Below are 17,268 nucleotides of genomic sequence, written 5' to 3' on the forward strand. Positions count from 1 at the left end.
GAAACATAAAATCACCGATACTAGGTAATTTATAATTTTAATTACACCAAAACCAATTAATACCCGATATCAGTTAATTTATATTGATAAAAGCCAAAACCTACCTATAATCACTTTATTCGGTGAATAAAAGGAGGTGGTATGCCTAAACGCGTTAAAGCAACAGAGGCTCCCAATGTATCTGCAATTGCCAGTCCAGAATTATTAGGTCAGCTTATTAAAGCTAAGCGCACGGGAATGAAGCTTAAGCTTCGTGACTGCGCTGCACTGTGCGGTGTTGGAATCAATACTTTGTCCCGCCTTGAGCGTGGCAACCCCAACACCACTCTGGCGGCAACTTTTTCTGTGCTACAAGGTCTGGGTATCCAATTAACAGCAAAAGCAGACGCTTCAACAGAGGAGTGGGTGTAAATGCTGCATTCCGTTAATATCCGCTATGGCGAAAAGGTTATTGGCCATATAGGCCTTAGTGCAGAAACCAACCTTCCTGTCGTAGAGTATCAACATCAATGGAGGGAGAACGGCTTCCCCATCTCACCTTCACTTTCTTTCCAGAACCCCAGTACGCCAGCTAGTGTCTATAACTACCTGGATAACTTACTCCCCGAGGGAAAAGCCAGAGAGTTACTCGCGCAGAACCTTGGTGTCAGCGAAAAGAATGTCTTCGCTCAGACTTTGGCTCTGGGTCAGGATGTATCCGGAGCCTTTACATTCAGTAGCCAAAAGACTCCCAACCAACCGACTTTTCGGGAGATTCCATCGAAAGAACTCATACGGCGACTTGAACAAAAAGAAGATTTTGGATTGCTGCACTGGGACGACAAGCCCCGCTTGAGTGTTGCCGGTGTGCAGGACAAACTTAATGTTTATATTAGCCCTGACGGCCAAATTGGCTTTGGCGATGGGACGTTATCTTCAACCCATATTCTCAAGTTTGAAAAAGCCAATTTGCCGCATTTGGTGCTAAACGAATTCATTTGTATGCGGTTGGCTAAGCTTTCTGGGTTACCGACCGCAGAAACCCAGTTTATGCGCTTTGAGCAATTCCCGGCGCTCCTGGTGAAACGCTTTGACCGACGTTACGAGGCTAAAGCGGAGAAAGTATTGCGTCGCCACGTTATAGACGGTTGCCAGGCTCTGGATCTTCCCCGCGAGTATAAGTACGAACGCAATTTCGGTGACAACCGCGACATGAAGCATATTCGCGATGGCGCCAGCCTCCCAAAACTTTTTAACTTTTGCCAGGCTTCACCCAGTCCAGCACAAAACACCATGCAACTTCTGCAATGGCAGCTATTTAACTTGATGATCAGTAACTACGACAGCCACGCTAAAAACGTATCATTTTTCTGGGGACGTAACAGTTGTGACTTCACGCCAAGCTACGACTTAGTTAACGTCGCCATGTTTCCTCAGTTTAAACAGACCCTAGCCATGGCTGTAGGTGATGAATTTGAGCCTGATCATATACATGCATACCAGCTTGCTGACTTTGCAGCGAGTTGTGGTCTAAAACGCCAACTTGTAGTCGAATCACTGCGTGAATTGTCAGCTAAGGTTCTACAGGTAATCAACACACAAAACCTGTCAGAAGAGCTCGAGCAACAACAGCTTATTTCAACGGAAGAAAAAGACTATATCGCGCAGCTAATTGAGCACATCCAGGCTCGCACACAGCAGTTGCAAGCGTGTGCCGATAATATCGCTGATATAAGTTTGTAGCCTGACATTTATGTCAGGTGAGATATCGTTCCTGACGTAAACGTTAGGCTACAAACAAAAAAACCGCACCGGGCTACGCCTGGTACGGTTTTTCTTCAAAGCGAAATATTAGTGGCTAAGGCCGTCAGGAAACTTAGTCACATCCATCATATTAATACGGTTATATGCACCGCCCAATACCGAAATATCGTCAGTACTGTCTGCAACCTGATCATAAAAGTCAAATTCTAGCACGTACATCCAACCATCATCGGTTATATCAAGCACATGCCAGCGACGAACTAAATCACCAGAGTTACCGCCATTCACCCTATCAATTTGAACAACTTTCCCCGACTCTTTTACTTGCCAGCCAGGTAGCTGGTCGGCAGCAACTCGTTGAGTTGTTACGCCATGCTCACAGAAGAAAACGTCTTCGGGTAAGTCACAAACTAACCGGACATTAAAGGCCTCATTCGGTGACTTAAATTGCCACCCCCAGTACTGATCGACAGTAGGCAAATCTGCGTCTTCATTCCAGTTAGGGCGCATCCAGGAATTAATATGACCAAACCAGAACTCATCGGCTTCGGTATATAAGTCTTCAGCGGTTACGGTAACTTCCGGATCGTCTTTAACAACACGTCCATAATAACCAGCAACAGGTCCATTGGCGTCTTTCACAGTCATTAACGAGCCATAAAGCCCATTAATTTTGTCGTACATTACAACTGTTTGCTCGTAGCCATCGTACATTAAAATAATAGTGCCAGAGTCTGTCAGCTCCCATGTACCACTTACACCCGCGTATAGTGAGCTTAAGCTTCCGTCGGCGCCGAAAGTAACCATGTCTGGAATAAAGCGATTATTATTTTCTTCAGCATACTGCCCCAGTACGTTCATCGCCCAAGTTCCCTCAACGTCACTCTTGTTTAGGGGAATGAGGGTCATTCCATCGCCATTTAAATATGCCTGGCTGTCAGCCTCTGCATCAACAGCTTTAGTATAGGAACCAGAATCAGTTTCACAAAGGTCTGTAGTAATCGTCTGTTTATAAGGGGCTTTTTTTCGCACCGTATCGACACTCTGTCCTTCGACAAGAACTTTGAACTCAATATATTCATAGGTAAACTCAGTGTATACCTGATTATCGCGACAAGCCGCCTTTACCTCATCAGTAGCCCAGGAAGGAGCCCCCATCGGGAAAGACACATGAGTCCTTGGGGTATCATAGACAATTTTATAAAACCCATTGTTCTGTAACTTCCAAGTAAATGTATTTTTAGCGCCTGGGTCAGAATTAACCGGAACAGCGAGACTTTTGCCAGTCCCATCTTCATTGAAGACCAAAACTTCTGAGGACTTACTCACAAAGCCCGGAACTGTTGCTGCTGTGGGAATATAAAACGAAGGCAAGTTCGCTTCAGTCTTTTGCGGTACCAGGTTTTTGTCCGACGCAATTTGGCTTATCATTTCGCCAATTGCATTCGGGTTTTCCTGTTTTATTTTTTCAACTTCCTCTTTGAAAGCTTTTTTCTTTTTAACAAAATCCAGCGTGCTTTTGTTGCCTTCTGGCATTTTCCGGCCTTCATCAATCACCATTTTAATAACGGCAGACATTTCTAAAAGTTCGTTAGCGTCAATCGCTTCCTGAGCCATACTCAAGGCTTCGTCGTCTGCCGGTGTTTCCCCGTCGTTGGCGTCAAGCATCAGCGCGTAGCTTGCTGTGGTCACGTTAGTAACGTTCGTACCAAACGCTTCGTTGCTATCCAAGATGCCATCGTCACCCGCTTTTGACTTCAGGGAGTTTAACGAAGGAAGCGTGCTAACTAGCTCCACAAAATCCTGATTATTGCTCTCTGAGCCCTTTGCATTAATGATTAAAAGCTCTTCACCCTGTGTAAAGCTCACATCTAACGTGTAGTCACCATCAGCATTTGAAGTTGTGGTATAAGTTTCACCACCAACCGTTACAGTTACCGTCGCATCAGGGATAACTTTATCGACAATTTTACCCGAGATACTAACGGTATCCTGAACGGTAACAGTGACTTCAGCAGATGCCTCCGATTCACCATCTGTCATGGTGTAGGTAAAAGTGTCAGTGCCTAAGAAGCTGTCAACTGGCGTATACAGAATGACACTGCCATCAATGGAAGCTGTTCCATTTTCTGGGTCCGATACATCGACAATTTCTAAAGCATCATCGTCCGGATCGGTATCGTTTGCCAATACATCAATAGAAGATTCAACTCCAGTATCTACTGATACGGAATCATCAACTGCAGTAGGGGGCGCGTTATTATTGTTATTGTTGTCGTCATCACTACAGGCCGTCAAAAGCAGCAGTGAACCGAAGAAAATAGGAACTGCCTGTTTCATTAAGTTATCCTTAGGTTTGCTTTAAAATCCTGAGCCTTTTTAGCTTTCCCCAAAAATAAAGTCAACGGAAAATTTACAATTTCTTTACATTGAAACCACCCAAATCAAACAAAATGTAGCCTGACATTCATGTCAGGTGAGATACCGTTCCTGACGTAAACGTCAGGCTACAACACCAATCACCGGGCAATAAAGTGCGGGTTGAGGTAGTCTGCTTTTTGGTTGTACAGCAACGGTTCGCCGTTAAGGGTTTTGACCTCACCACCTGCTGCGCTTAATACCGCATGGGCTGCGGCGGTGTCCCACTCGCTGGTGGGGCTTAAACGGGGATAAATGTCGGCTTTACCTTCGGCTACCAGGCAAAACTTCAGTGAACTGCCTACCGCCAGCATCTCGTAGGATTTGCCCTGAGCATCTAACCAGTCGGTCGTTTCCTGTGAGGGGTGTGAGCGCGAGCCTACAACGCGCAAAGCTTCAGGTTCCTGCGTGGCAACCGAAATCGCTTTGTCGTTTAAAAACGCACCGCGGTCACGCTCGCCGGTATACATGGCGTCTAACGCCGGAGCATACACCACACCTAAAATGGGCACGCCCTTTTCTATCAGGGCAATGTTCACGGTGAATTCGTCATTTCGCTTAATAAATTCCTTGGTGCCGTCCAACGGGTCAACCAGCCAATAGCGGCACCAGTGCTTGCGCTGCGCCCAACTAATGTCTGACGACTCTTCCGAAATAACCGGGTACTGAATATCCAGCGCACGCAAACCCTCACAAATGATGTTATGCGCGGCTAAATCCGCTTTGGTCAGCGGACTGTCATCGGCCTTTTTCTGCACATCAAAGTCATTGCTTTGGTAAATGTCGATAATGGCAGCGCCTGCATCCCGGGCTATGTCTTTTACTTCTTTAAGCATGAGTCATTCCGTTGTTCTATTCAGTTACAAGGCTTGCGTAGCCTGACATTTATGTCAGGTGGGATATCGAACCTGACGTAAACGTCAGGCTACATAACCAAGCACTTGGTTCCAAAGTAACTGTATTCGGTTACAAGTGGTAAAGTAACCATATTTAGTTACATTTAAGTATTTCTAATACTTCAGTGGTGGCAATGCCGACAAATAAAACTATAGCAAAACTTGCCAAGGTTCCCAGAAGCACATATTCATTTAGCTTCGTGTCCTTCCCTTTATTCTCGCCGAAGCGCAATACCGACTTAGCGGCTATCACAAAACCAATTGCGGTATATTGCCCGGCCAATATCAGAGTAAGAATAACCAAACGCTCTATATAGCCAATGACCGCACCAGCCTCATTCAGAGTTTTATCGTTTTTCTCTCGTGTTTCACACAATTTTAAAATAAGACTGACTAATACAGAGGTCGGCTTCAAAACAAGAAGATAAGAAATGAAAACAACAAGGTATTGAACTGACAAATATTCGACAATAGAGGAAAAAGGTTGGAATAACCCGAGCCAAATTAGAATTATAACGCTCAAATGAGCCAGTTGATCTAATACAAACCAATAGAATTCACGGTTCCTTTTCCTTGGTTTACTATCTTCCTTCGGTTGTTCGTTTTCTTCCCTAGTATCAACCCATTTAATAACGGCTGCTGACTTAAGTGAATCGATAATAAAATGAGTCACGCCTATAACAGCTGTCGTTACCAATAAATCATACCAAGACATTTTCAGCATCAGCAGCAGAAACACGACCAAGCAAGCATGAATAAAAGCATGAATCGCAGTAGCATACAGTCGCTTTCGGAAGCTTGATGATAACTTTTTACCAACCAAACAATCCGGCTGAAAATAAAAATCACCGGCTATGTGCGCCAGCAGTAACAGCATCAAAATTAAATAGTCATTCATTTTATCCCCGAGCCTCTATTATCAGGTTCTCGGCATAGTACAAGTACTTCAAAACGCTATTGTAACGAGCTGAATTCAGCATCTTTGTCGTATTAGGTCTACTTTTACCTATCTCTTTCGCCAGTTCAGCATGCGAAACTTCTGGATCCCCCAGGTAACTCATCAATACGTAAGATTCTGTTTTTGTTATAGAACTTAAATGTGCATCCAGTAATTCAATGGTCGACCCGAGGTGATGTTTGAGGAGTTCGATTGTAGAGTCAAAGATTAATAACTCAGATTTCATTTTATTTAAGTTCTGCCCTGATAAAACGAAAGCCTCTCCGGTAGAACTCTTCACGTCATCTCGCAATTCGTTACTGTCACCTACAGACAAACTCTGTCGGACATCAATGTTGGTGGAGCCCGATTTAAGCGATAAACGAATAATTGTTGCTAAATAGATAACTTTTTCAGGCCGCTTTAACAGCAATTGAAACTCGTCGCCACGAAATACATCAAAATGCATCTGATAACGCTCACTAAAAGACTCAAGCGTCTGGTGCAGCCGATAAAGCATACTATCGTATTCCTCAACAGGAATTTGCCGCGAATTAACGATATCGCCAGTTATTACACCAATCATAGAGTTTTTCATGTTGTTTTCCCGTAGAGTCACACTATCAAATGTAACTCAATATAGTTACATTATCAATTGTAACTGAATACGGTTACAATATGTACGTAGCCTGACATTCATGTCAGGTGGAGTGCAGAACCTGACGTAAACGTCAGGCTACATCACCGCATACGCTTAATTATAGCATCAGTGCTGTCATCAAAGGTCTCGTCGCTTTCGCCGTCCAGTACGCGCAGTACGTCCATGGCAATTTTCTTGCCCTTCTCTACGCCGGGCTGGTCAAAGCTGTTCAAGCCCCAAATAACGCCCTGGGTAAACACTTTGTGCTCATAAGCAGCTATTAAGGCGCCAAAGCTCTCAGGGGTCAGGTCGTCCATTATCAGCAGGTTAGACGGGTGCCCGCCCGGGTAATGGTCACTGGGTGAATCGGCATTTTCGCTGCCGTCCCACATTAAGCGTCGGTGCGCCAGACAGTTGGCTACAGCCAAACGCTGCTGCTCGGCCAGACCACTGCGGGTGGCATCAGAAAAGCCGGGAGCCTCACGTTTAAGCACGGTGACAAAGTCCGCAGTAAACTGGTCATAACCCTGGTGCAAATGCTGGAAAAACGCGTGTTGTCCGTTAGGTCCAAAACCGCCCCAAATAATAGGGCCTGTGGGGTAATCTATGGCCTCATTCTCGGCAGTGTACTGCTTACCGTTACTTTCCATATCCAGCTGCTGCAGGTAGTTCGGCAACATACGCAAGCGACCGTCGTACGGCAAAATAGCTAAGTTATTAATGCCCAGCTGCTCGCGGTTATACACACCATAAAGCGCCAACAAAACCGGTAGGTTGTCCGCTAAAGGCGCGTCTAAAAAGTGCTCGTCCATGGCTTTAGCGCCTTCCAGCATGCGCTCAAAAGGTCGAATGCCGGTGGTCAAAGCAATACTTAAGCCCAAGGCCGACCATAGCGAAAAGCGCCCGCCTACGCCCTGACCAAAAGTAAATTGCTGCGCCGGTGGTATGCCATAATCCGTCATGCCTTGTGCATTCGCCGACACGCCTATTACATGCTTTGCCAGCCACTGCTCCTGAGTTAAATCAGGCTCTATCCATTTGCGTACGGTATCCACATTGGCAAAGGTGTCCACCGTACCAAAGGACTTAGACGACACAATGAATAAGGTGGTTTCCGGGTCAACAATGGGCAGTACCGCATAAAGCTGGCCACCGTCCATAGAAGACACAAAATGTACCTGCAAGCCATGTAAAGCAGCGTCGTCCGCAAACTCTTTCAGCGCAAAGGCCCCCATTTGCGGACCTAAGTCGGAGCCGCCCACACCAATGTTCACAACATCGGTAATGGGTTTTCCGGTACTGCCTAACCAACGGCCGGAACGCAGCTTTTGTACGGTATCCACAAAGCGGGTTTTGCGGTTACTTTGCTTAGCCACCGCGTGTACCGAGCGGCTCAACACATGAGTTACCGGGCGATCTTCGCTTAGGTTGCGGTATTCACCGCGGCACAGCTGCCGGCGGTAATCATCGAAGTGTTCGGGTAAGCGTTTGCCAGCGGTTTCGAGTAGTTCGTCCACTGACAGCTTTTGGTAGCTGGTATCTAAAGCTAAGTAAGGTCCGTTTTTTATCATCCGTTTGTCCATTTTCATTTTTCGTCTGGGCGTCGTCTGACATGCCTTCGTAGCCTGACGTTTACGTCAGGAACAATATCTCACCTGACATAAATGTCAGGCTACATTCATCATGTCAGGTCACATTCACCATGTCAGGCGACATCCGATTCATCATCGCTACAGGTGCGGTGTTTATTCCAAATAACATCACAAATACGGTCGTCCAACGGGGCGTAGCCGGTTGGGGCGTCCAGCAATAACTGGCGCAGTTCGTCAATGGCGAAACGTTGGCATGTATCGTCTAACAGCCCCAGCAATTTCTCCATTTCGTCCCAGCTTAGCGACTGCTCATTGGCACGCAATATACGCGGGTGGTCACTGGCTTCTACATTGTCACCAATTAACAGTTCTTCGTACAACTTCTCGCCCGGCCGCAAGCCACTAAACTCTATGGCAATATCGCCGTGCGGGTTCTTCTCGGTTCTCTCTTCCAACCCCGACAGGCGGATCATCTTGCGGGCTAAATCGACAATTTTAACCGAGTCGCCCATGTCCAGCACAAACACCGAGCCGGAATGCCCCATGGTGCCTGCCTGAATCACTAACTGCGCAGCCTCGGGTATGGTCATAAAAAAGCGGGTAATATCGGGGTGCGTTACGGTTACCGGCCCGCCGTGTTCAATCTGCTCCTTAAACAAAGGCACAACCGAACCGGAAGACCCCAGTACATTGCCAAAACGCACCATTGAAAAACGCGTTCCGCGCTGGCGTTGCGCCAGCCCCTGCAGCACCAACTCCGACAAGCGTTTGGTAGTACCCATAACATTGGTAGGCCGCACGGCTTTGTCGGTGGAAATTAACACAAACTGCTTAACACCCGCAGCAATTGCCGCCTCGCCGGTATGCCAGGTGCCAAACACATTATTGCGCACGCCCTCAACCATATTGTATTCAACTAAAGGCACATGCTTATAAGCGGCGGCGTGGTATACGGTATCCACAGCAAAAGTTCTCAACACAGTTTCAATACGGTTGCGTCGCTGAACCGTACCTATAACAGGAATAATTTCTGCACCAATGCCCTGCTGCTGGCAAATAAGTGTAAGCTCGCGCTCTATAGCGTATAGAGCAAATTCCGACAGCTCATACAGCACCAATGCCTTAGGCCTCTGCTTCAGTATCTGGCGGCACAATTCAGAACCAATAGAGCCACCCGCTCCCGTTACCAGTACAGTTTGCCCGGTAATATGCTTTTCCATTAGCTGCGGCGCCGGAGTCACCGGGTCACGCCCTAACAAGTCTTCAACCCGAACATCCTGTAACTGGTCAATCGACAAGTCGCCATTCACCATATCGGCCATACCGGGTACGGTTTGTACTTTTACCGGCAGAGCTTCCAAAGCATCCAGAATTTGGCGGCGTCGCGAGCGCAGCGTGCTGGGCAAAGCCAACAAAATACGTTGAATATCCAAGTCGCGAATGGCGCGCTCGATATGTTCTGGCGAAATAACTTTTAACCCCAAAACCGAGGTATTCTGTAAGCCACTGTCATCATCAACGAATAACACCGGGTGAAACTCATCACCGTTAGATATCGCCTGAGCTAATTGTCGTCCGGCCGAGCCCGCACCATAAATAATAACCCGGTCTTTTTGCCGACTCATTACCCGTTGATACCCTTCGCGAACCACAAGGCGACTGCCGCCTGTCAACAGAAAAGCAATAAGCACATAATTCACAACAGCGGACACAGGTAAAGAAATACCCATTACCCATGCCCCGGCAACCAACAGTACGCCGCTGAATATAACGCTAAAAAACACCAGGCTCAGCACTTTAAAGCCAACATAGCGCACTACCGCCCGGTACAAACCCAAACGAGTAAAAGCAAGTAGCGTAATACCTAAAACTACGCCGCCCAGAATAATCCATTGCGACCAACGCAACGGCACAATGGCATCAAAGCTTAATAAGTACGCCAAAACCATAGCCACAGTTATTGACCCTATATCAATAACCAGACCAATCCCCCGCTTAACGTTGCGAGGCAGCTGCATCAGTAACTTAAAAAGTTTCAATGTCTACATCCTTTTCAGACTATTTTAACGGTTATAAAACGGCGCTCTGTCATCAGTGTAATCATACAAACGCGCTCTGCGTTGCAACTGCTGACCACCATTTCGGGACAATGGTACCCAGCTAAAACCAATGCGTTCACGTGTATTGCGTACGCTCATTAAGTCAAACGGAATACTAATGAAAAAGCCTTTGGTAAAGCTACCTTCACCATACTCTTCGGCCGACACATTGGTAAAGGCAGCAAATGCACCGGCAATTACGCCGCTATCAAAACGCTTCTGCATGGTCACATTAACGCCTTTATCACCCGCTAAGAACTGGCCAAAGTCTAGCTGTAATAAAGTATCAGACAACCACGGCATTTGGTAATAAGCGCTAACAAAACCCGTAGTTACCTCATAATCTAAGAAGCCACTACCGCCTGTATAGTTCCGTTGACGCACTCGGTTAATATGCGCACCAAAAGCCCAGGGGCTGTCTATAGGCCGGTACAATATTTCAGCACCGGCACCACCAAACATCCGCTCAAGGTACCCAGCGTACGCCATAGCGAACCAATCCTGACTAAGCCGTTTATGATAAGTCACCTGTGCAGAGTCTAGCCACACGTCATTCTTAATATAGCGTCTTACCTGAGTACGCACTTCGGGTAAGTCAGACGGCCCACCACCCAGGAAGTTAAACTCGTCGTAGTTATTTGCCACGTTAAAGCCAACTTCACCAAACACTTCTAAGTTTTCTGCTAACCAACGCCGCCCAAAAGCAAAGACACCCAACTGATAAGTCTGAAAGTTTTCGGGACTGCCAAAGTCTTGTTTGAAGAAGGGTTTTAGCCCGTAACTGTTACTGAAACGATAGTCGGGGTTAAGCTTCCACTCGTCACTGTCTTTAACCGGTGGCTGTTCCGGATACAAGCGCGTGAAAAGCTCCTTGGTTTCATCCACGCCCTTACCCGGCTCTTCGTTTCGAATTCGCCGTTTAAATTCTTCGGCATCAACCTGTGTATTTACACTTGGGTTAAACAGCGCCTGATCAACCATATTGTAAGTTTCTACTGACTCAGGAAGCTCTGCGGCCATAATACGGGCAGCACGGTCGTAGGCTTCGTCACTGTTACGAAAACGACGATGATACGCGTACATAGTCACTTCTTCATCCGTTGCTGCAAAACGAGCGCCACTAAATGCGCCCTGCTTAATCATTTCGCCTCGCATAGCTACCCAGTCAACGTCATCTAGCTTATTGGCTTTCGGCTTCTGAGGCGGAGTTTTAGGCGGAGTGGTCTTCACCTGATTCAACTCATTAAAGTTGGTTCTCAAGCTAAAGTTAAACATGAGTGTATCGCCACGTTCGTAACTTATCTGTACGTCGAAGTAGTCCGTTACCTGATAGTTCGCTCCAAAGTTCCAGCGGCTGTCTGCAACAATTGGCACACCAGCCTGGTCGCGGCTGTAATCATTGCCTTCGTACTCAGCTTTTAGTGTTAAAGGCTCCCAAGGGGTTTGGTATTCAACGCCACCAAACAAAGCCATAGGCCCGGTAAACCACTGGTCATATTCCAGTTCACCACCTTTTCCGCTAAACCCAGTCTTTCTGGTACAGTATTCGTCAGACACTTCACAAAAAGGGTTAGAAACATCATCGTATGTGCCTAAACGCCCAAACCCCACACCTAAGCTAATATCTACCGGGCCAAAACGTTTACTACCCACAATATACTCAGCATCAAAAAGCCCGGTACCGGCTAAGTCGCGTAAACCCACGCTCACTTCAGGCAACCAGTAACTTTCCTGCCAAAGGCGGGCTTTTACATCAAAGCCTTTGTCAGTATAAATGCTGTCTCCGCTAAAGTCCGGCACATCGCTGTATAAACGGTTAGGAAAACGCGTATAAAATGCGGTTGTTTCAAGCCAGGGTAAAAGTTGTAAATTTACAGTGTATCGGCGGTACTCTTCCATATTGGAATAGGTAATGGCTAATTCACCTTCTTTTGCCATACGCGCGGTTGGGTTTTGCATTAAGCCTACAGAGCCATAATTGTTATAACTCGGCGACAAATCCATACGCGACCAATGGTTTTCAGGTGTCGGTTCATTACTCAGCGTATATAAAGGCGTATTCGTTTTGCTTCTGACAGACTCATCAGCGACAAAGTGCTCTAAAAGCTCCCTAATATTACTGTTTAAATTCTTAAACTTAGGCGGCAGCTGGTTCTGCTCAAAGCCTAGCCATAAAATACCGCCAGGCAACAGCTCCGTATCATCCTGTTCAAAGTAACTCCAGTGACTCTCGACTTCGCCAGCAACCGATATTTTTGCAGCTTTAGTTTTATTATAGGCTCCCAGTAATTGGGCTCTATTTTCAATGTTGCTTATCCAGTTGGCTACTGTTTTGCCTGACTGGAACTCATATCGCCCCGGTTCAGAGAACAAACCATAGACATAAACAAAATTTGATCTCCTGCTTACTACCAACTCGTAACGGCCTTTCGGCAGCAAGGGGTTATCAACTAGCTGCTGACGCGCACCCTCTATACTTATTTCGCCTACCAGTTGTTTACCTAAGCGCCAAGCTTTTACCTGACGAGCCACTATAGCGGCCGCGTCGGCTTTGTTCGTTTCTCTTCGGCTACGCCAGTAGCTCTCTAAGTTCGCTAGTTCTGCCAATACCTTACGCTTTTGCTCGTCTACCGCTTTTTGCTCATCAACTTTGACCAAACGCGCTGTTGGCCAGTAAATGTTCTCTAGCAGCCCTTGATCTTCCATTGCCGACAATGCCTGCTGCAGGCGCACTGGCCCCTCAAACGCAATTTTTTGCGTTTCGGCAGTTACCGGAAAAGCAGTAATTAAAAATGCGGCTATTGCAAAAGGGAGTAACAGTGTCTTTTTCATGAACGGGCTCATTTCGCTGCTTTATTAGAGTATTCGCGACCTATCCAGGTCACTTGAGTTAGGGTAAGAGAGGCTTTATTGGGAAATAGCTGTTGTTCACTTTTCACCACATGCCCGTCACTCTCAACCCAAAAACGATTCGTGAAGGTTTCGCCGCTTAGCTCAAAACGCCCGCTCTCTTCCACAAGGGTAGCGCTCACTTTACCAAAAGGCATTTCCAGCGTCTGCTCTTCCAGAACCGCAAACTGCGATGCGACTGTGCGGCTAAATGTTTGTTCCTGCATTTGGTAGTCGTAGTTACGCTGCCAGCGGGTTTTACAATTATTAGGCTCGGTAATAATGCACTGCAGTGGGTCTTGCTTTAAATTTGAAACCGCTAGTAAGTTACGATTTAAACCCTGAGTTCGAATAACCCGCCCATTACGTACAACTAAAGTTTCCTTCTCGGCTGTAATAAAGTGCCTGTCGTTCGGTTTATCTATAAAGCCCAGCACAATTAAAGTGCGCGGCTGTGCTTTCCACTGGGCGTATAGCGAGGTATAAGGAAAGTTTTCAATTTCTTCAGAAGAAAGCTCAGCGTCCTGCTGTGTTTTAAAAGCGTATTCAACCGTTTCGCGAACCTCGTCGGTAACGGCGGTGCATCCGTAAGTAACAACCCCAAGCAAAGCGAGCAGGCAATAGCGAATTAACATGAACGAGTCTCTTATTCAGCTTAAGTCAAAAGTAAAGTTCACCGGACAAAAAAATACCGCCCTATGGCGGTATTTTATCACAGTTTTTTTTCAGTAAGTTTAGTGAAGCGCTTCACTAACTTACCTAAACCACAAACAATTACTGAACAGGAACAGTAACTGTGTAAGTATTTGTGCCAGTACCAGTTACAGTTACTGTAGTACCTGGCTCTTCAGGGTTCTCAGGGTCTTCGTCATCAATAATTGAATTAGAAGAGCTGTCAGAAACAGCGGCTACCGTTGCAGCGGCTGCAACACCAGCAAACACTAATGCCTGAGTAGACAAGCCACCAATACCTGCACTTGAAGCTGATGTTCCAGCTGTACCAGTGCTTTCATCTTGTGCCATTGCCGGCGCGGTCGCTAAACCAAACGCAGCAACAACTGCTAATGCTAAAGTTTTCATAATATTCACCTCACTCCAGAGATATAGATACATGTATCGCTGTGACTGAAAACATTCCAGTTAACAGCAACCTTTATACTATGCCGATGCACCTTAAAATGCAAATGGCATTTACGTGAATTTACAATCAAAGTCCGTTAATTGCGGCAATGGCTATAGCCGAATTATAAACAATACCAGTAACCTGCGACCACAACTCTAAGTTCTCGGTATAGGTTGTATCCATGGGCACAATAATAGTATCACCCGGCCCTAACTGGACATTACTACTAAAGCTAAACCAGCTGCTACCGCCTTTATAAGGCTCAATGGCTCCGTTCGCTTTAACAATATAAATACGTTCTTCGTCGGCCTTCTCTTTGGTACCGCCGCTTCGCTCAATGTATTCACCAACACTCACTTCAGGGTCAAAGCGATATGAGGTTGCCATCTGCACTTCGCCCATAATGCTAACCGAATCAGTTCTAGAAGGTACATGCAGCGCATCCCCATCTTTTAACTGAACGTCGTTAGCACCGTTGCTACTAAGTAACTTGGGCAAGTCCATAATTAACCGACCAACAGGTTTTGCATTAAGCAGATCAGATAAAAGGGTACGCATTTGGCCATAAGACACGCGACTGTCGCCGGTACCGGTCATCATATTACCGGCTATTTCTCTTTGCAGCTCCTGAGCCAGCATACGTTTACGTTCCTGCTCCCGGGCTTTAAGTTCTTCGCGGGTAAATATAGCGCCTTCTATAAAGGCATGTTCAGTAAAGCCACCAGCGCGTTCAATTAACTGTGTAAGAGTTTCTCCCCGCTTAATAGCGTAAGTGCCCGGAAAACGAACTTCACCACGAAGCCTTACTTCATAGGTGTTTTGCCACTCGGGAATACTCAATACATTCAGGCGGTCACGCCCCTGAATGGCCATCTCTGCCTTTCCAGTGAGAACGTCACTTAAAGACACGGTTAAATATTCAGTTTCGCCGGACTGTCCTCCGTATTTAAAACGGGTAATTTCGGCTCGTTTTAAATAGGCAGAATCCTTCACGCCCCCGGCGGCATCAACCAGGCGGCTGGCAGTTGCATTTTCAACTAAGGGGTAAACACCGGGGTGGTTAACCTCTCCGGCAATATAAACCAGTGGCGCGGAACCGGCCTTAGAGCGTTCCTGACGTATTCGCAACATTATCGGTTCAAGCAAGTTTTGACGGGAGTAAGGTGCTAATTTTTCCTTAGCAATATTTACGTCGTCTTTGTCCGGTGTACCAAATAGTTTGGTGGCATCAACAAGTTCCTGTGTTTCAAGTTTCTGAAGCTTAACGCCTTTGTCTTTAACTAAGCCCCGCAAAAAAGCCTGACGATATTCATTCAACAGCTCCTGGCGCTCTTCAGCTTCACGCTCTTGCTTAGTCAGTGTATAACGTGACAGCTGTTGCTCTTCTTCGGCTTTAGTGTGATACCGGCTGAAAATAACAATCTGGTCGCGCTCCTGCAGCAACAGGTTTTCACCTTGAGTGCCGCTAATAGCTTCAGCTACATTAAACTGATACAGGCTAAGCTTGCGCTTCGGTCCGGTTTCGCGAACTACTAAGCCATAGCGTAAATCGGCTTGTTCTAGTAAGTCATGGCGGCTGCTTCGAAGCACATCGTTAATACGCAAGTCCGGCTTCCATTCATAATGCCCGGGTCGGGTTACCGCACCTACCAGCAGTAAACTGTTTTCTAAAGAGTCTGAAACCTGGCGTAGCGTTAGTACGTCACCACCTTTTAAAGCGTCGTTTAACTGAGCGTTAGAGGTTAAATCGACGGTACTAATTAAGCGTTTGCCTTTAACAATACGTTCAAGTTGTGCGGCCTCTAAGTAGGCGTCGTCTTCGCTGCCACCAGCAAAACGCAGCGCGTCTTTTAGGGTTTCATCACCTTTTAACTCATACAACGCCGGGCGCTTCACTTCACCTTTAACGGTGACCATGTCGCCACGAGCCGGAATAAAGACAACATCACCGCTTTGTAGCATTTTGTCGTCAGAGGTATCACCTTCTAAAAGCAAATCGTATAAATCGAATTCTGCAACCACTTCACCAGCCCGCATTAAGCGAACAGACCGTAGCGAAGCAATGTCGGATACACCACCGGCAACATAAAGCGCCTGGCTAATAGTGGATAAAGAACTGACCGTGTACGACCCCGGCTTATAAGCCTCGCCAGCAATAAATATTTGAATAGAGCGCAGCTCGCCCATAGAAACTGCCGCATTAAAACCAATTAACCGCTGCTTTACCTGGTTTTGAATAAGCTCCTGCATTAAGCTGTAACTTAAGCCAGCAACCGTTAGCTCACCCAAGTCTGGAATAACCACTTTGCCTTCGCGGTCTATGGTTAACTCATAATCTCTGTTTTCTTTACCAAACAGCTGTACCTTAATACTGTCGCCCACACCCATAATGTAATTGGATGGAACCGGCGCATAAGAGGTTGGTGAGAAGCTTTTCGGCTCCCCCGCAAACAACTCATAACCAAAAGGCTTTAATTCATCGCTTTCACGCGAAAACTGGGCTTCTAAGTCATCGGGAATTATCGGGTCGCCATTTTCATCAAAGTTAGTACCACGGGGAAACACCACATTGTTCTGCTGCTGTTTTTGATTCTCGCTAGATGAACTCGACGAGCTACCGTTTAAGCTGTCAAGCATACTGACATCTACACCATACTGACGTGCTAAAGCTTCTTGCTGAGCCCGGGGGAGCTTTTTAAACTGCTCTATTTGGCTTTGGCTTGGCATTGATTGCGCGCTTACTGTTGCTGAACTCCCCACAAACACAACAGCCATTAGCAGTACAATACCTGACACGAAATATTTCCAAGAAACCAAAGCACTTCCCCTTTATGTATGCGTTTTAGCACCTAAACAATTGCAGTATTTTATAAGTTAACTAACAAAAAAGCTACGATAGTGTTTGTAAAAGAAAACGTAAAACTCAAAATT

Annotated in this window: 12 protein-coding genes; 2 read left to right on the plus strand and 10 right to left on the minus strand. The window is 46.4% G+C overall.

Annotated features, from left to right (window positions below; translation table 11 throughout):
* The first annotated feature begins 141 nt into the window (after positions 1-141).
* Positions 142-411, plus strand: a complete 270-nt coding sequence (locus DEU30_RS07300) for a helix-turn-helix domain-containing protein (RefSeq protein WP_114981914.1) — start codon at positions 142-144, stop codon at positions 409-411.
* Positions 412-1,722: a HipA domain-containing protein gene (locus DEU30_RS07305; protein WP_114981913.1), complete on the plus strand. Its 1,311-nt coding sequence runs from the start codon at positions 412-414 to the stop codon at positions 1,720-1,722. It abuts the gene before it with no gap.
* A 108-nt stretch (positions 1,723-1,830) separates the two neighbouring features.
* Here the strand turns inward: DEU30_RS07305 and DEU30_RS07310 are convergent, their stop codons facing one another.
* The 10 genes from DEU30_RS07310 to DEU30_RS07355 all read right to left on the minus strand — a co-directional run bounded on the left by DEU30_RS07310 (position 1,831) and on the right by DEU30_RS07355 (position 17,133).
* Positions 1,831-4,083, minus strand: a complete 2,253-nt coding sequence (locus DEU30_RS07310) for an Ig-like domain-containing protein (protein WP_114981912.1) — start codon at positions 4,081-4,083, stop codon at positions 1,831-1,833.
* A 179-nt stretch (positions 4,084-4,262) separates the two neighbouring features.
* Positions 4,263-4,997, minus strand: a complete 735-nt coding sequence (gene cysQ, locus DEU30_RS07315; protein ID WP_114981911.1) for a 3'(2'),5'-bisphosphate nucleotidase CysQ — start codon at positions 4,995-4,997, stop codon at positions 4,263-4,265.
* A 154-nt stretch (positions 4,998-5,151) separates the two neighbouring features.
* Positions 5,152-5,955, minus strand: coding sequence for a DUF3307 domain-containing protein (locus DEU30_RS07320; protein ID WP_114981910.1), 804 nt, complete (start codon positions 5,953-5,955; stop codon positions 5,152-5,154).
* A 1-nt stretch (position 5,956) separates the two neighbouring features.
* The gene (locus DEU30_RS07325; protein WP_114981909.1) at positions 5,957-6,592 is read right to left on the minus strand and encodes a SatD family protein; all 636 of its coding nucleotides are present in this window, start codon (positions 6,590-6,592) and stop codon (positions 5,957-5,959) included.
* Between the two features lie 143 nt (positions 6,593-6,735).
* Positions 6,736-8,205 carry a glucose-6-phosphate isomerase gene (gene pgi / locus DEU30_RS07330; RefSeq protein ID WP_114981957.1) on the minus strand — a complete coding sequence of 490 codons (1,470 nt, stop codon included), beginning with the start codon at positions 8,203-8,205 and terminating at the stop codon, positions 6,736-6,738.
* A 134-nt stretch (positions 8,206-8,339) separates the two neighbouring features.
* Entirely contained in the window at positions 8,340-10,244 is a 1,905-nt protein-coding gene (locus tag DEU30_RS07335) for a nucleoside-diphosphate sugar epimerase/dehydratase (protein ID WP_114981956.1), read from the minus strand.
* Positions 10,245-10,289: 45 nt separating this feature from the next.
* Positions 10,290-13,157: a YjbH domain-containing protein gene (locus DEU30_RS07340; RefSeq protein WP_227016345.1), complete on the minus strand. Its 2,868-nt coding sequence runs from the start codon at positions 13,155-13,157 to the stop codon at positions 10,290-10,292.
* 8 nt (positions 13,158-13,165) lie between these two features.
* A complete protein-coding gene (locus tag DEU30_RS07345) occupies positions 13,166-13,849 on the minus strand; it encodes a YjbF family lipoprotein (RefSeq protein ID WP_114981907.1) in 684 nt (227 codons plus the stop codon).
* A 139-nt stretch (positions 13,850-13,988) separates the two neighbouring features.
* Complete coding sequence (locus DEU30_RS07350) at positions 13,989-14,294, minus strand: hypothetical protein (protein WP_114981906.1); 306 nt, start codon at positions 14,292-14,294, stop codon at positions 13,989-13,991.
* A 127-nt stretch (positions 14,295-14,421) separates the two neighbouring features.
* The gene (locus DEU30_RS07355) at positions 14,422-17,133 is read right to left on the minus strand and encodes an SLBB domain-containing protein (protein WP_227016344.1); all 2,712 of its coding nucleotides are present in this window, start codon (positions 17,131-17,133) and stop codon (positions 14,422-14,424) included.
* Between the last annotated feature and the right edge of the window lie 135 nt (positions 17,134-17,268).

The organism is Idiomarina sp. 017G (genome assembly GCF_004362265.1).
GTDB lineage: Bacteria > Pseudomonadota > Gammaproteobacteria > Enterobacterales > Alteromonadaceae > Idiomarina > Idiomarina loihiensis.

Coding starts and splice junctions, on each gene's coding strand:
- DEU30_RS07320 (WP_114981910.1), bottom strand. CDS start 5,955: ATGAATGACTATTTAATTTTGATGCTGTTACTGCTGGCGCACATAGCC.
- DEU30_RS07350 (WP_114981906.1), bottom strand. CDS start 14,294: ATGAAAACTTTAGCATTAGCAGTTGTTGCTGCGTTTGGTTTAGCGACC.
- DEU30_RS07340 (WP_227016345.1), bottom strand. CDS start 13,157: ATGAAAAAGACACTGTTACTCCCTTTTGCAATAGCCGCATTTTTAATT.
- pgi (WP_114981957.1), bottom strand. CDS start 8,205: ATGATAAAAAACGGACCTTACTTAGCTTTAGATACCAGCTACCAAAAG.
- DEU30_RS07300 (WP_114981914.1), top strand. CDS start 142: ATGCCTAAACGCGTTAAAGCAACAGAGGCTCCCAATGTATCTGCAATT.
- DEU30_RS07305 (WP_114981913.1), top strand. CDS start 412: ATGCTGCATTCCGTTAATATCCGCTATGGCGAAAAGGTTATTGGCCAT.
- DEU30_RS07310 (WP_114981912.1), bottom strand. CDS start 4,083: ATGAAACAGGCAGTTCCTATTTTCTTCGGTTCACTGCTGCTTTTGACG.
- DEU30_RS07345 (WP_114981907.1), bottom strand. CDS start 13,849: ATGTTAATTCGCTATTGCCTGCTCGCTTTGCTTGGGGTTGTTACTTAC.
- DEU30_RS07335 (WP_114981956.1), bottom strand. CDS start 10,244: ATGCAGCTGCCTCGCAACGTTAAGCGGGGGATTGGTCTGGTTATTGAT.
- cysQ (WP_114981911.1), bottom strand. CDS start 4,997: ATGCTTAAAGAAGTAAAAGACATAGCCCGGGATGCAGGCGCTGCCATT.
- DEU30_RS07325 (WP_114981909.1), bottom strand. CDS start 6,592: ATGAAAAACTCTATGATTGGTGTAATAACTGGCGATATCGTTAATTCG.